This is a genomic window from Mycolicibacterium sp. ND9-15 (assembly GCF_035918395.1).
GTDB lineage: Bacteria > Actinomycetota > Actinomycetes > Mycobacteriales > Mycobacteriaceae > Mycobacterium.
In genome coordinates, this window is record NZ_CP142362.1 from 834,983 (window position 1) to 849,911 (window position 14,929).

A 14,929-nucleotide genomic window follows, 5' to 3' on the forward strand; every position below is an offset into this window, starting at 1 on the left:
CGCTAGAAGTCCCAGTCCTCGTCTTCGGTGACGACGGCCTTGCCGATCACGTAGCTCGAGCCCGAGCCCGAGAAGAAGTCGTGGTTCTCGTCGGCATTGGGTGACAGCGCCGACAAGATGGCCGGGTTGACGTCGGTCTCGTCACGCGGGAACAGCGCCTCGTAGCCGAGGTTCATCAGCGCCTTGTTGGCGTTGTAGCGCAGGAACTTCTTGACGTCCTCGGTCAGCCCGACACCGTCGTAGAGGTCCTGGGTGTACTCGACCTCGTTGTCGTAGAGCTCGAAGAGCAGCTCGTAGGTGTAGTCCTTGAGCTCGGCCTGCCTGGCGGCGTCCTCGAGGGCGAGGCCACGCTGGTACTTGTAGCCGATGTAGTAACCGTGCACGGCCTCGTCGCGGATGATCAGCCGGATCATGTCGGCGGTGTTGGTCAGCTTGGCCCGGCTGCTCCAATACATCGGCAGGTAGAAGCCGGAGTAGAACAGGAAGCTTTCCAGCAGCGTGGAGGCCACCTTGCGCTTGAGCGGTTCGTCGCCCTTGTAGTACTGCATGACGATCTCGGCCTTGCGCTGCAGGTTCGGGTTCTCCTCCGACCAGCGGAACGCGTCGTCGATCTCCGCGGTCGAACACAGCGTGGAGAAGATGTTGCTGTAGCTGCGCGCGTGCACGGACTCCATGAACGCGATGTTGGTGTAGACGGCTTCCTCGTGCGGGGTCAGCGCGTCGGGGATCAGGCTGACCGCGCCGACGGTGCCCTGGATGGTGTCGAGCAGCGTCAGGCCGGTGAACACCCGCATCGTCAGCTGCTTCTCGTGGTCGTTGAGCGTGTTCCACGACGGGATGTCGTTGGACACCGGCACCTTCTCCGGCAACCAGAAATTGCCCGTCAGCCGGTCCCACACCTCGGCGTCCTTCTCATCCTGCAGACGGTTCCAGTTGATCGCCGAGACACGGTCAATCAGCTTCATGCCATCACTCACGAAAACCCCATTTCGCCACAGAAGTAGGTCGCCGAACCGGCAGTTTCGACACTACCCCTGGGGGGCGATTTCCACCCGCAGCACAACATCGTGTGTTTGGCGTGTCGCCTCCCGCCGGGGAATGTTACCGGTCCGGCCAATGTGAAATCGCGATCTCAGCGCACACTAGGCCGCGGCGCGCCGCCCGCCGAAGAATCGGTACTCCGACTTGTCGAACTTGCGGGTCGCCAGCCAGTACTGCCAGGTCATGCCGCTCCACAGCGTCCGGTTCACCCCGTGCTCGTCGAGATACCAACTCCGGCATCCGCCGGTGCTCCACACGGTCCCGGCGAGTTCGTCCTGCAACTGTTCGTTGTAGCGGTCCTGAGCCTCGCGCGTCGGTGCCAGCGCCTGTGCGCCGGCGCGGTCGACCGCCGCGATGGCCTGGGCGGCGTAGCGGATCTGCGACTCGATCATGAACACCACCGAGTTGTGCCCGAGCGCGGTGTTCGGACCGAGCAGGAAGAACAGGTTGGGCATGTCGGCCACGGTGATGCCGCGCAGCGCCGCGATGCCCTCCCGGTTCCACCGGTCCACCAGGTCTTCACCACGCGGTCCCTTGATGTGGACGTAGGTGTAGGAATCGGTGACGTGAAAACCGGTGGCGAATACCACCACGTCCACATCGCGTTGGGTGCCGTCGGCAGTGACGATGCCCGTCGGCGTGAACCGCGTGATCGCGTCGGTGACCACCTCGGTCTTCGGGTCGGCGATGCCGCGGTAGTAGGTGTCGGAGTTGAGGATTCGCTTGCAGCCGGCGCGGTAGTCCGGGGTGAGCTTGCGACGCAGCTCGGGATCCTTGATCGACTTGCGGATATTCCACTTGCCGAGCAGTTCGCCGATTTTCAGTAACCGCGGTTCGCGCGTCATCGCGAAGCCCACACCCTCGTGGATCCAGTAGATCCCGGCGCGCATCAGCTGCCGGGTGGCCGGCACGTTGGTGAACATCTCGCGCATCCACCGTGGAATCGGGTTGTTCGGCCGCGGCATCACCCACGCCGGTGTGCGCTGGAACAGGTGCAGCGCGCCGACGTCCGTGACGATCTCGGGCACGATCTGGATCGCGCTGGCGCCGGTGCCGATCACCGCCACCCGCTTGCCCGCCAGGTCGACACTGTGGTCCCACTCGGCGGAATGGAAAGCGGCACCGGTGAATTCGTCGAGGCCGGGGAACTCGGGAACGAGGGGAATATGCAGCCCGCCGGCTCCGGAGATCACGAACTGCGCGACGAACTCGCGGCCGTCCTTGGTGAAGACGTGCCAGCGGTGCTCGCTCTCGTCCCAGTGTGCTCGGTCGACGTGGGAGCCGAACCGGATGTAGCGACGTAGTCCGTACTTGTCGGTCACGCCCTTGAGGTAGTCGAAGATCTCGGGCTGAAACGACCACATGTGGCGCCAGTCGGGCTTGGGTTCGAAGGAAAACGAGTACATGTGCGACGGGATGTCGCAGGCGCACCCGGGATAGGTGTTGTCGCGCCAGGTGCCGCCGATCTCGTCGGCCTTCTCCAGGATCAGGAACTCGACGTTCTGGCGTTGCAGCGCGATGGCCATCCCAAGACCGGAGAAGCCGGTGCCGATGATCAGGGCGCGGGTGTACACCGGTTGTTGGGCGGTGGTGTCGTCGGCCGTCTGCTCGGCAACCGTCATGGTGGTCTCCCCTGCTTTCCGTATGGGCCGTTCCTGGGAACGCCGGTACCGGGTACTTGTCAGTGTCCGGCGCGGAAGGCGACGTGTCAACGCGCCGTCAGGCGACGGGCTGCTGCTTGCGAACCGCGGTGTGAATCGGCTGGTCGGGGTCGATCTGGATACCCAGCAATTCGGCCGTGCCGTTGATCGCACCCACCATGATCGTGGTCATGTGCGCGATGAACTGGTCGGTGGGCATACGGCGAGGTCCGTCGTCGGCGGCGCTCAGCCACCAGTCCGTCGCGGACGCCGCGGTACCGAAGATCGCGAACGCGGCGAGCTCGAAGGCGGCAGGATCGGGTGCCAGGTCCTTGAGTTCCGCGCTGAACATGTCCGCGACGGCCAAGGTGATCTCACTGCCCTTGTTGACCGTCGTCATCGCGGCGGCCGACTTGTCGGCGAACCGTCCCCGCAGCAGGAACCGCACCACGTTCGGATGCTCTTCCACCAGATCGACGTAGTGCGCGACGCCGCGGCCGACGATCTGGCGCGCTGAGTCGTTCTCCACATCGATCGACGGGATGATCGCCGCCCACAACATGTCGCGCATGCGCTGGCCGATCTCACCGAACATGTCCGACTTGTCGGTGAAGTGGCGATAGATCTTGGGTTTGGCGGTGCCGGCCTCCTCGGCGATCTCGCGCACACTGACATAGGGGCCGAGGCGGTCGATGGCGCGGAAGGCGGCGTCGACGATCTCGGCGCGCACCTTCTTGCGGTGCTCACGCCAGCGTTCGCTGCGGGCGTCCACCTTGGCACCCGGCTCACCACTCGAGCGTGGCCTCGACCCTCGTCGCACCCGGCTACTCTACCGCTCAGGCGCTGCTGACCTGCTCAGACCATGCAGCACCGTATTTCGCGCGGCATCGGCGAGGCAGCTCCGTCCAGCGAGGAAGCCGTGCCGGCGCGAGTACTATCGCTGCGACAACCGTTTGACGAGATGAGTTTCATGACGCAGCGATACGACCTGATCATCGCGGGTGGCGGACCCTCGGGCTCAGCCGCCGCGTGGCAGGCTGCTCAGACCGGCGCGAAGGTCGTGATGCTGGACAAGGCCGAGTTCCCGCGCGACAAGCCGTGCGGCGACGGCCTGACCGCCCGCGCGGTGAGCTATCTGCAGAAGATGGGGCTGGCCGACGAGGTCGCCACCTTTCATCGCGTCAACCGTGTCACGGTGTTCAGCCCCAGCCGGTGGGAGCTGTCGTTCCCGCGCCGCCCGGGTATGCCCGACCACGGCCACACCGTCAGCCGCACACATCTGGATACGGTGCTGCTCAAGCATGCCGAATCCGCGGGCGCCGAGGTGCGCCAAGGCGCGGAGGTGACCGGGCCGATCGTGGAGAACGGCCGGGTGGTCGGCGTGACGCTCAAGGGTGGCGAGAAGGTCCACGGGGACGCGGTGATCGCGGCCGACGGCGCCTACTCCCCCATCAAACGGGCGCTCAAGATCGACTCGGAGTACAACGGTTACTCGGCGATCGCGATCCGTTCGGAGATGCCCGCCAACCGCCCCGACTCCGACAGCCTGGACATCTATCTGAAGTTGGTGTTCGAGGGCGACCAGCTGCCGGGCTACGCGTGGGTGTTCCCGATGGGTCACGGCGTTTTCAACATCGGACTGGGCTACGTCAACAGCTACAAGAACTGGCAGTCGATCAACGCGACGAAGTTCCTCGGCGATTTTCTGCGCACGCTTCCCCCGGAATGGGAGCTGCCGCCGATCGAGGAGCTCAAGAAGAACAAAAGCGTACGAGCCTGGCGCCTGCCGATGGGTTTCACCGCGTGGCCGCCGTGGCGACCGGGCGTCTTGTTCACCGGCGACGCACTGGGCGCGGGCAAGCCCGCCTCGGGCGCGGGAATCTCCAAGGCGCTGGAATCCGGTTTGGCCGCAGGTGAATGCGCGATCGCGGCACTACTGAACGGTGGGCCCGACGACTTCACGAACTACGCGCAGCGCATGGAGGCGGCGTGGGGCCGGGAGTACCGGCGAGGACGCTACATGCACAAACTGATCGGGTATCCGAAGTTGGCCGACGCCGGCGTCAAGCTGATCGACAACGCGGCGTTCCGCGACCGGATGCTCAAGGCGCTGTACAAGAAGGCCCAAGGCCCGCAGCACACCGTCAAGTGACACCGCCGGCCGGGGCGTTGTCAGCGACCAGTCGTCACAACATGCAGCTGACGCAGTTTTCCACCTCGGTCCCTTGTAGAGCCATCTGCCGCAGACGGATGTAATACAGCGTCTTGATTCCCTTGCGCCAGGCGTAGATCTGCGCCTTGTTCACATCGCGCGTGGTGGCCGTGTCCTTGAAGAACAGCGTCAGGCTCAAGCCTTGATCCACATGCTGGGTCGCTGCGGCGTAGGTGTCGATGACCTTTTCGTAGCCGATCTCGTACGCGTCCTGGTAGTACTCCAGGTTGTCGTTGGTCATGTACGGCGCCGGGTAATAGACGCGTCCGATCTTGCCTTCCTTGCGGATCTCGACCTTGCTCGCGATCGGGTGGATCGAGCTGGTCGAGTGGTTGATGTAGGAGATCGAACCCGTCGGCGGCACCGCCTGCAAATTCTGGTTGTAGATGCCATGCTGCTGCACCGACTCCTTGAGCCGCGTCCAGTCCTCCTGATCGGGGATGCGAATGCCGGCGTCGGCGAAGAGCTGACGGACCTTGTCGGTCTTGGGCTCCCACACCTGCTCGGTGTACTTGTCGAAGAACTCCCCCGACGCGTACTTCGACTTCTCGAAGCCCTTGAACGCCGTACCCCGTTCGATCGCAATGCGGTTCGACGCCCGCAGCGCGTGGTACAGCACGGTATAGAAGTAGATGTTCGTGAAGTCGACGCCCTCCTCGGACCCGTAGAAGATCCGCTCGCGGGCCAGGTATCCGTGCAGGTTCATCTGCCCGAGGCCGATCGCGTGAGAGTCGTTGTTGCCCTGCTCGATCGACGGCACCGACGTGATGTGGGTCTGGTCGCTCACCGCCGTGAGCGCGCGGATGGCCACCTCGATCGTCTGCCCAAAGTCCGGCGAGTCCATCGCCTTGGCGATGTTCAGTGACCCCAGATTGCACGAGATGTCCTTGCCGATCTTCTTGTACGACAAGTCCTCGTTGAACTCCGAGGGGGTCGACACCTGCAGGATCTCCGAGCACAGGTTCGAATGGGTGATCTTGCCGTCGATCGGGTTCGACCGGTTCACCGTGTCCTCGAACATGATGTACGGGTAGCCCGACTCGAACTGCAACTCGGCCAGTGTCTGGAAGAACTCGCGCGCCTTGATTTTCGTCTTGCGGATGCGCGCGTCGTCGACCATCTCGTAGTACTTCTCGGTGACCGAGATGTCGGCGAACGGCACGCCGTAGACGCGTTCGACGTCATAGGGCGAGAACAGGTACATGTCCTCGTTCTTCTTGGCCAGCTCGAAGGTGATGTCGGGGATCACGACGCCGAGGCTCAGCGTCTTGATCCGGATCTTCTCGTCGGCGTTCTCGCGCTTGGTGTCCAGGAAGCGGTAGATGTCGGGGTGGTGGGCGTGGAGATACACCGCGCCCGCGCCCTGGCGAGCTCCAAGCTGGTTGGCGTAAGAGAACGAGTCCTCAAGCAGCTTCATGATCGGGATGACACCCGAGCTCTGGTTCTCGATGTTCTTGATCGGTGCACCGTGCTCGCGAATGTTGGTCAGCAGCAACGCAACTCCGCCACCGCGCTTGGACAGCTGCAGCGCCGAGTTGATGGAGCGCCCGATGGACTCCATATTGTCCTCGATGCGAAGGAGGAAGCACGAAACTGGCTCTCCCCGTTGCTTTTTCCCGGAGTTGAGGAACGTCGGGGTGGCCGGCTGGAACCGCCCGTCGATGATCTCGTCGACCAACTTCTCGGCCAGCGCCGTGTCACCGGCGGCCAGCGTGAGCGCCACCATCACCACGCGGTCCTCGAAACGCTCCAGATAGCGCTTCCCGTCGAACGTCTTCAGCGTGTAGGAGGTGTAGTACTTGAACGCGCCGAGGAACGTCGGGAACCGAAACTTCTTGGCGTACGCGCGATCCAGCAGCGTCTTGACGAAGTTGCGTGAATACTGGTCGAGCACCTCGCGCTCGTAGTAATCCTTCTGGATCAGATAGTCGAGCTTCTCGTCCTGGTTGTGGAAGAAGACCGTGTTCTGGTTGACGTGCTGCAGGAAGTACTCGCGCGCGGCCAGCACATCCTTGTCGAACTGAATCTTGCCGTCGGCGTCGTACAGATTCAGCATCGCGTTGAGCGCGTGGTAATCCGTCTCGCCCGGCAGCGTGGCCGGCGCGGACGTTACAGGCTCTGCAGCTGTGACGGTTGGTGACACGTCTGGTCCTTCCAAAACTCTTCCAAACCCGATCGGACGGCGTCGACGTCGTCGGGGGTTCCCATCAGTTCGAAGCGGTACAGGTACGGGACGGCGCACTTGCGGGACACGACATCGCCCGCATAGGCGAACTCGGCGCCGAAGTTGTTGTTGCCCGCGGCGATGACGCCGCGGATCAACGACCGGTTGTGCTCGTTGTTGAGGAACGCGATGACCTGCTTGGGCACATAGCCACCGTCGTTGATGTTCGGCGTGGCGCGCCCACCGCCGTAGGTGGGCAGCACCAGCACATAGGGCTCATCGACCTCGATGCGCCCGTGCAGCGGAATCCGGATGGCGGGCAGGCCCAGCTTCGCGACGAAGCGGTGGGTGTTCTCCGAGACGCTGGAGAAGTAGACGAGGTTGCTCACCGCGCTCTCCTTTCTGCTCGTCGAATACCCGTCGAATACCGCTAAGCCGTCGCAGCGACCGCTCCGAGCGCCTTGATGCGGTCGGGCCGGAAGCCCGACCAGTGCTCGTTGCCGACCACGACGACCGGGGCCTGCAGATAACCGAGCGCCATCACGTAGTCGCGGGCTTCGCTGTCGAGGCTGATGTCGACGGTCTCGTAGACGATGCCCTGCTTGTCCAACGCCTTGTAGGTGGCGTTGCACTGCACGCATGCTGGCTTCGTGTACACGGTGATCGAGTGCTGAGTCATCTGCGGTACGGCTCCTCTACAACTGGCACTGCACGGGGACTGGCAACTGGTCGAAAACTTCATCTCGCCGAGATTCATCGAATTTCAGCAGTCCGAAGACCCTGGAAATTCCTGCCGTCCTCCTGCCGACCGAGGCCACCGCCGGTGTGTCGGGACGCCCGACACGACCGGGTTCGGGGGCTCCGGCCGACCCTCGGAGAGCTTGGGAATCGTGGGGCCTGTCGGTGCTCGAAACACTACACCTAGTGTCCGACATTGCGGAGGAATACCAGATGTTCTGAATGACAATCTTGGAATTCCCAGGTCGCGAGCTCGCTTCGGTGCCGACGTCGGCGTGTCGCACGTCACATCCGGCGGGTGTCGCCGCCTTCGGATTCGACGATGCCGTCACCTCGAGCGGGACTGATGCCTGACGGCTTGATCGCAGCCACGAGATGCCAGCGATCAACCCTTCAGCGGGAGTTGCGGTACGACGACAGCAAACCGCCGGCCTAGGCCAAACGAGTCAGCCGACCTCGGCTGCCAGCTTGCCGATGATGTGGCGCAGGTTTGCGGCCACCTCGGCGTCCTCCCGCGGATGCCTGCCGTCAAGCGCCTTGGTCGGCACCGAAAGCTTGAGGTCCTTGACGACGCGCGGCCCGGCTATCGCGAAGCTCTTACGCGTCTCGTCATGCGCCCACTGGCCGCCGTAGCGCCCGAGCGCCGCGCCGACGACCGCAAGTGGCTTGCCCTTGATCGCGCTGTTGCCCCACGGTCGCGACAACCAGTCGATCGCGTTCTTCAGCACGCCCGGGATACTGCCGTTGTACTCGGGCGTGACGACAAGGGCGGCGTCCGCATCGGCCGCGGCGCGCCGCAGTGCCACCACGGGTTCGGCGACGTCAGCGTTGTCGATGTCCTCGTTGTAGAAGGGCAGCTCACCGAGCCGGTCGAACCACTGCAGGGTGATTCCGTCGGGAACGGTCTCCCGCGCCAGTTCGACCAACTGCCGGTTGACCGATGCCGCCCGCAAGCTGCCCAACAGCACCAGCACCTTGGTGTTCGAGGTGTCCGACACTTCCATGGTCCCTTCGTTCATCGTGAAGATCCTCGCACAGCAGAACCGGACTGCAGTCCGAATAATTCCTTCTGAATTAAACTGCTGACATGGCCGCTCCTCGTCCCCTCAATGAGCTGCCGATCACCGATCAAGCTCCGCACGAGCGCGGTGACGCCGCACGCAACCGCGCCCTGCTTCTCGATGCCGCGCGGCGCCTGATCGCCGAGCGCGGCGCCGATGCGGTCACCACCGATGACATCGCCGCGGCGGCCGGTGTCGGCAAGGGCACGCTGTTCCGCAGGTTCGGCAGCCGTGCCGGTTTGATGCTCGTCCTGCTCGACGAGGACGAGAAAGCCCATCAACAGGCGTTCCTGTTCGGTCCGCCGCCCCTGGGTCCGGGTGCTCCGCCGCTCGAGCGACTGCTGGCGTACGGCCGCGCCCAGTTGAAATTCGCGCACACCCACCACGCGTTGCTTTCCGATGCCAATCGCGACCCACAGACACGGTTCAACGCCCCCGCGACGCTGCACCACCGGCATGTTCGGGTGTTACTCGAATCGGCCAACACCTCAGGAGATCTCGACGCGCAGGCCGCCGCGCTGCTGACGCTGCTGGACGCGGACTACGTGCACCATGAACTCAACGAGCGGGCTAACACGCTCGAGTCACTCGGCGACGCGTGGGAAACGGTGGCGCGCAAGCTCTGCGGCCAATGAAGCACTGGGTCCTGCATGTCGACCTCGACCAGTTCCAGGCCGCGGTCGAGATCCGTCGCAACCCCGAACTCGCGGGCCAGCCGATCATCGTCGGCGGCAACGGTGATCCGAACGAGCCCCGCAAGGTCGTGACGTGCGCGTCGTATCCGGCCCGTAGGTACGGCGTGCATGCGGGCATGCCGTTACGCACGGCCGCCCGCAAGTGCCCCGATGCGACGTTCCTGCCCTTGGACACCGATGCCTACGACGCGGCCTCCGCGGAGGTGATGGGCCTACTGCGCGACTTCGGGCACCCGGTGGAGGTGTGGGGATGGGACGAGGCGTACGTCGGCGCCAACCTCGACGACTCGCACAGCCCGCTGGAGTTCGCCCAGCGGATCCGCGAGGTGATCGCCGCCGAGACCGGGCTGTCCTGTTCGGTGGGTATCAGCGACAACAAGCAACGAGCCAAGGTCGCGACGGGATTCGGTAAGCCGGCGAGCACACCGTCAGCGGATGTCGCGCCGGGCGTATACCGGCTCACCGACGAGAACTGGATGGCCGTAATGGGTCCCCGCGGGGTTGACGCACTCTGGGGAGTCGGTCCCAGAACGGCGAAAAAGCTTGCCACGATGGGTATTAACACCGTCGCCGATCTCGCCGCCACCGACGCGACGACACTCACCGAGACCTTCGGTCCGACGACCGGGCTGTGGATCCTGCTCCTGGCCAAGGGCGGCGGTGACACCACTGTGAGTGCGACGCCATGGGTACCACGCTCACGCAGCCATGTCATCACCTTCCCCCGCGATCTCACCGAACGCGGCGAAATGGAATCGGCAGTAATCGATTTGGCTCGGCAGACCTTGACCGAGATCATCGAGCAGCACCGGGTCGTCACCCGGGTGGCCGTGACGGTGCGCACCAAGACCTTCTTCACCAGAACCAAGATTCGCAAGCTTCCAGAGCCGACGGTCGACCTGAACCTGATCACGCGGACGGCGCTCGACCTCCTCGGCCAGTTCGAACTCGACCGGCCCGTGCGACTGCTGGGCGTGCGACTGGAACTGGCTTCGCCCGAAGGCGGGTACTGAGATGCTGCACACGGTCGCCATCCGGGGATACCGGTCGCTGCGCGATATCGTGCTTCCGCTCGCCGGGCTCACCGTGGTCACCGGCGCCAACGGGACGGGGAAGTCGTCGCTGTATCGGGCGTTGCGCTTGCTGGCCGACTGTGGCCGCGGCGAGGTGATCGGATCGCTGGCGCGTGAGGGCGGAGTGGAGTCGGTGCTGTGGGCGGGACCCGAGCAGCCCAGCGGCGCGCGCCGCACCGGGCGGGTCGAGGGCACGACGCGGACCGGCCCGGTGTCACTCGAAATGGGATTCGCATCAGACGACTTCGGCTATCTCGTTGACCTCGGCCTGCCTCAGATGGCCGGCCACGGCTCGCTGTTCGCGCTCGATCCGGAGATCAAACGCGAGGCGGTGTTCGCCGGCCCCGTCATGCGCAACAGCTCGACCCTGGTGCGCCGCACCCGCGACTATGTCGAGGCAAGCGCGGAGTCCGGGCGCAGTTTCGACAAGCTGTCACAGTCGCTGCCGCCCTATCGCAGCGTGCTCGCCGAATTCGCCCACCCCGGTGCGCACCCGGAACTGACGCGGGTGCGAGATCGACTGCGCGACTGGCGTTTCTATGACGGGTTCCGCGTAGATGCCGCCGCACCCTCGCGCCAACGCACCGTCGGCACCCGCACACCCGTGCTCTCCGACGACGGCAGCGACCTGGCCGCCGCGATCCAGACCATCATCGAGGCCGGCCACGACGACCTCCAGCAAGCCATGGCCGACGCCTTCGACGGGGCGACGGTGTCGGTCACCGTGCACGACGGCCTGTTCGATCTGCAACTGCATCAACCCGGCATGCTGCGCCCGCTGCGGGCCGCCGAATTATCCGACGGCACGTTGCGATTCCTACTTTGGGCCGCCGCGCTGCTGAGCCCGCGGCCGCCGTCGCTCATGGTACTCAACGAGCCGGAGACGTCCCTGCACCCGGACCTCGTGGACCCGCTGGCGTCGTTGATCCGCGCCGCGGCGGACACCACCCAGGTCGTCGTCGTCACCCACTCCAAAGCGCTGCTCGACCACCTCGACACCGTCACCGTCGGCGATGCCGCCAAGACCGAAGTGTCCGCCGTGGAAATCCCGCTGTACAAGGACTTCGGCGATACGCGCGTCGAGGGGCTGGGCCTGCTCAGCACGCCGCCGTGGGACTGGGGCAAGCGCTAACCGCGTTGCGTCGCCGGCCGTAACGCCTTGGTGAACAACACGTTCGCCTGACGCATCGCGACGCTGTACGGCCACCACAACGTGCGCTTGAACAGGTACAGCGCTCGGATGTCGGCCGAGGTGTAGATCAGGAACCGGTTACGGCGGACGCCTTTGAGGATGCACTCGGCGGCGTGCTCCGGCGATACGGCGTGCCCGCCGAACCGATCGGTCCACTTCTTGACCCGCGGGTCTTCCCGGTCCACGCCGGCTATCTGAACCGTCTGCACCAGAGGCGTTTTCACCGCACCCGGGACGACCACGGATACGCCGATCCGGTGCCGTGCCAAGTCGAAACGCAACACCTCCGACATACCACGCAACCCGTACTTGCTCGCGCTGTAGGCCGCATGCCACGGCAGCGCGACGAGGCCGGCCGCCGACGACACGTTGACGATATGACCACCCGCGCCGGCGGCGACCATCGGCGGCACGAACGCCTCGATGACGTGGATCGGACCCATCAAGTTTATGTCGACCATCGACTTCCAGTGCTGGTGCGTCAACGTGGAGACCGTGCCCCACGCCGACACTCCCGCGATGTTCATCACGATGTCCATCGCGGGATGGCGGGAGTGGATGTCGTCCGCGAACGCGACCACCGCGTCGTAGTCGGAGATATCAAGAGCGCGGTACTCGGGTACCTCGGCGCCCAGCGAGCGCGCGTCGGCGACTGTCGTCTCCAGGCCCTCGGGGTCTCGGTCAGTCAGGTAGAGCTCGGCGCCCTCGGCGGCCAGCTTCAACGCGGTCGCCCGGCCGATACCGCTGGCGGCCCCGGTGAGAAAACAACGCTTGTTCGCAAAGCCGGTGTGCGCCATGGCGGTCAGGATACTGGCCTAGCTCTCCCGCTCCTCGGACGGTCGCGAATTCCCCCAGAACGCCGCCACCCACAACCGCTCGAGGGCGTCGACAGCGCGGTTGGGGTCGATGCCTCGCCCGACGAACGTACTGTCGTGCGTCAGCGTCATCGTCGTCGTCGCGGCCAGCGTCCGGACGAGCGCGGGTAGATCCCCGGAGATGGGGCGGGCGTCGGCGTCGTTCTCCAACAGCGTGATCAGCTTGTCGATGATGCCGTCGTAGAAGTCGTCCATCATCTCGCGGATCTTGGCGTCGGTATTGCGCGCCACCGCACACGCCGACAGCACCGGATCGTCATTGGCGTACACCGCGGCCGCGCTGCCAACCATGCGCTTCGCGAACGCCTCCGGCGTCTCCCCAGGCTCACGGCGCGCGAAGTGGTGGGTCAGGCTGTCGAGCATCTCGCCGGCGCCGGCCAGGATCTCGGCGAGCACCGCGTACTTGGAGTCGAAATAGAAATAGAAACCGGACCGGGCGACGCCGGCGCGTTCGCTGATCGCGCTGACGGACAGGTCCGCGAACGGCTGCTCTTGCACCAGGCCGCGGACGGCATTGATGATCGCCTCGCGCTGCCGGTCGCCACGGCTGCGACGGTGCTGCGATGCTGGTTGGGCGGTCATCTTCCTAGACCTTCGCACCGCGGCGCGCCAGAACAAAACTTGACATGCGTCAAGTATGCCATCCAGGATGAGGATGAGAGTGACAACGCCCACAGTGCGGCCACAGTCTTTTTGCTCGAGGAGTACGTGAATGGCGACGATCAGCACCGTTGACTACCTGGTCGACCAGGCGAAGCGGCGGTTGACCCCCACGTTGAACAACCTGCCTCTGGGTCCGATCGAGCGGCGGCTGAACGACCGGGAGTGGAAGCAGTTCGTTCTGGCCGAGCCGCCTCCGAGCAGTGGACTCAAACCGGTCATGGGTGACGCCGGCCTGCCGATCCTCGGCCACATGATCGAGGCGTTCCGGGGTGGTCCCGAGTACGTACTGCAGGTGTACCGCAAGTACGGCCCGGTGCACTACGCCTATTCGCCTGCCCTGTCGTCGGTGTCTGCGCTCGGGCCGGACGCCACCCAGGCCGTCTTCTCCAACAAGAATAAGGACTTTTCGCAGAAGGGCTGGCATCCGGTCATCGGCCCGTTTTTCAACCGCGGCCTGATGATGCTCGATTTCGAAGAGCACATGTTCCACCGCCGGATCATGCAGGAGGCGTTCACCAGGACCCGGTTGACCGGCTACGTCGAGCACATCGACAAGGTGGCGTCGAAGGTGGTGGCGCAGGACTGGGCGGCCAACGACGCGCGCTTCCTTCTTCATCCGGCCCTCAAGAAACTCACCCTCGATATCGCCTCGGTGGTGTTCATGGGTCACGAGCCGGGCACCGACCACGACCTGGTCACAAAGGTCAACGAGGCCTTCGCCATCACCACCCGCGCCGGCGGAGCCATCATCCGCACCAGTGTGCCGCCCTTCAAATGGTGGCGGGGACTGCAGGCGCGCAAGGTGCTCGAGGCCTACTTCCAGGAGCGGGTGAAGGAGCAGCGGGACTCCGGCGGCACCGACATGCTCACCGTGCTGTGCCACACCGAGGACGAAGAGGGCAACAGGTTCACCGACGAGGACATCGTCAACCACATGATCTTCCTGATGATGGCCGCCCACGACACCTCGACGTCGACGCTGACCACGATGGGCTACCACTTGGCCGCCAACCCGGAGTGGCAGGAGCGTTGTCGTGACGAGTCGTCGCGGCTGGGCGACGGTCCGCTGGACATCGAGGCCCTGGAGAAGCTGGAGACACTCGACCTGGTGATCAACGAATCGTTGCGGCTGGTCACACCGCTGCCGTTCAACGTTCGTCAGGCGGTACGCGACACCGACCTGCTCGGTTACTACATTCCGGCGGGCACCAACATCATCACGTGGCCGGGCATGAACCATCGGCTGCCGGAGCTGTGGACCGATCCCGACAAGTTCGATCCGGACCGGTTCGCCGAGCCCCGCTCCGAGCACAAGAAGCACCGTTACGCGTTCGCGCCCTTCGGTGGCGGCGCACACAAGTGCATCGGCATGGTGTTCGGCCAGTTGGAGATCAAGACGGTGATGCACCGGCTGCTGCGCAAGTACCGTCTCGAGCTGGCGCGACCGGGTTACAAACCGCGCTACGACTACGCGGGTATGCCGGTGCCGATGGACGGTATGCCGCTCGTGCTGCGTCCGCTGCACTGACGTTCTTCGCCGCGAAACGGTATTCCAGCAGTAGAAATTCGAGTGAC

Annotated in this window: 14 protein-coding genes; 5 read left to right on the plus strand and 9 right to left on the minus strand. The window is 64.6% G+C overall.

Annotated elements, in window-relative coordinates; genetic code table 11:
• Positions 1–2: 2 nt before the first annotated feature.
• From nrdF to QGN32_RS04140, 3 genes are all read right to left on the minus strand, one after another.
• Positions 3–965, minus strand: coding sequence for a class 1b ribonucleoside-diphosphate reductase subunit beta (gene nrdF, locus QGN32_RS04130; RefSeq protein WP_442791778.1), 963 nt, complete (start codon positions 963–965; stop codon positions 3–5).
• 177 nt (positions 966–1,142) lie between these two features.
• Positions 1,143–2,663 (minus strand): flavin-containing monooxygenase, encoded by a 1,521-nt coding sequence (locus QGN32_RS04135; protein WP_326547385.1) that lies wholly within the window; start codon positions 2,661–2,663, stop codon positions 1,143–1,145.
• A gap of 97 nt (positions 2,664–2,760) precedes the next feature.
• Positions 2,761–3,501 (minus strand): TetR/AcrR family transcriptional regulator, encoded by a 741-nt coding sequence (locus QGN32_RS04140; RefSeq protein ID WP_326547386.1) that lies wholly within the window; start codon positions 3,499–3,501, stop codon positions 2,761–2,763.
• A 150-nt stretch (positions 3,502–3,651) separates the two neighbouring features.
• Between QGN32_RS04140 and QGN32_RS04145 the strand changes: the two genes are divergently transcribed.
• Entirely contained in the window at positions 3,652–4,833 is a 1,182-nt protein-coding gene (locus tag QGN32_RS04145) for a geranylgeranyl reductase family protein (protein ID WP_326547387.1), read from the plus strand.
• 34 nt (positions 4,834–4,867) lie between these two features.
• Here the strand turns inward: QGN32_RS04145 and nrdE are convergent, their stop codons facing one another.
• From nrdE to QGN32_RS04165, 4 genes are all read right to left on the minus strand, one after another.
• Positions 4,868–6,985: a class 1b ribonucleoside-diphosphate reductase subunit alpha gene (gene nrdE, locus QGN32_RS04150; protein ID WP_326548925.1), complete on the minus strand. Its 2,118-nt coding sequence runs from the start codon at positions 6,983–6,985 to the stop codon at positions 4,868–4,870.
• 17 nt (positions 6,986–7,002) lie between these two features.
• Positions 7,003–7,446, minus strand: coding sequence for a class Ib ribonucleoside-diphosphate reductase assembly flavoprotein NrdI (gene nrdI, locus QGN32_RS04155; protein WP_326547388.1), 444 nt, complete (start codon positions 7,444–7,446; stop codon positions 7,003–7,005).
• 41 nt (positions 7,447–7,487) lie between these two features.
• Positions 7,488–7,736, minus strand: coding sequence for a redoxin NrdH (locus tag QGN32_RS04160; RefSeq protein WP_326547389.1), 249 nt, complete (start codon positions 7,734–7,736; stop codon positions 7,488–7,490).
• A gap of 505 nt (positions 7,737–8,241) precedes the next feature.
• On the minus strand, positions 8,242–8,814 hold the full coding sequence (locus QGN32_RS04165; protein ID WP_326547390.1) for an NAD(P)H-dependent oxidoreductase: 573 nt from the start codon (positions 8,812–8,814) through the stop codon (positions 8,242–8,244).
• A 68-nt stretch (positions 8,815–8,882) separates the two neighbouring features.
• On the opposite strand from QGN32_RS04165, the gene QGN32_RS04170 reads away from it, so the two are divergent.
• From QGN32_RS04170 to QGN32_RS04180, 3 genes are read left to right on the plus strand one after another with little or no spacing between them, the layout of a single operon-like run.
• Entirely contained in the window at positions 8,883–9,491 is a 609-nt protein-coding gene (locus QGN32_RS04170; protein ID WP_326547391.1) for a TetR/AcrR family transcriptional regulator, read from the plus strand.
• Positions 9,488–10,564, plus strand: a complete 1,077-nt coding sequence (locus QGN32_RS04175; RefSeq protein ID WP_326547392.1) for a DNA polymerase IV — start codon at positions 9,488–9,490, stop codon at positions 10,562–10,564. Before QGN32_RS04170 ends, QGN32_RS04175 begins: the two co-directional genes overlap by 4 nt.
• A gap of 1 nt (position 10,565) precedes the next feature.
• Entirely contained in the window at positions 10,566–11,756 is a 1,191-nt protein-coding gene (locus QGN32_RS04180) for an AAA family ATPase (protein ID WP_326547393.1), read from the plus strand.
• Here the strand turns inward: QGN32_RS04180 and QGN32_RS04185 are convergent.
• Positions 11,753–12,613 carry an SDR family oxidoreductase gene (locus QGN32_RS04185; protein WP_326547394.1) on the minus strand — a complete coding sequence of 287 codons (861 nt, stop codon included), beginning with the start codon at positions 12,611–12,613 and terminating at the stop codon, positions 11,753–11,755. The genes QGN32_RS04180 and QGN32_RS04185 overlap by 4 nt on opposite strands.
• 18 nt (positions 12,614–12,631) lie before the next feature.
• The gene (locus tag QGN32_RS04190) at positions 12,632–13,273 is read right to left on the minus strand and encodes a TetR/AcrR family transcriptional regulator (protein ID WP_326547395.1); all 642 of its coding nucleotides are present in this window, start codon (positions 13,271–13,273) and stop codon (positions 12,632–12,634) included.
• A gap of 130 nt (positions 13,274–13,403) precedes the next feature.
• Here QGN32_RS04190 and QGN32_RS04195 point away from each other — a divergent pair, with 130 nt between their 5' ends.
• Positions 13,404–14,882 (plus strand): cytochrome P450, encoded by a 1,479-nt coding sequence (locus QGN32_RS04195; RefSeq protein ID WP_326547396.1) that lies wholly within the window; start codon positions 13,404–13,406, stop codon positions 14,880–14,882.
• Positions 14,883–14,929 lie beyond the last annotated feature (47 nt).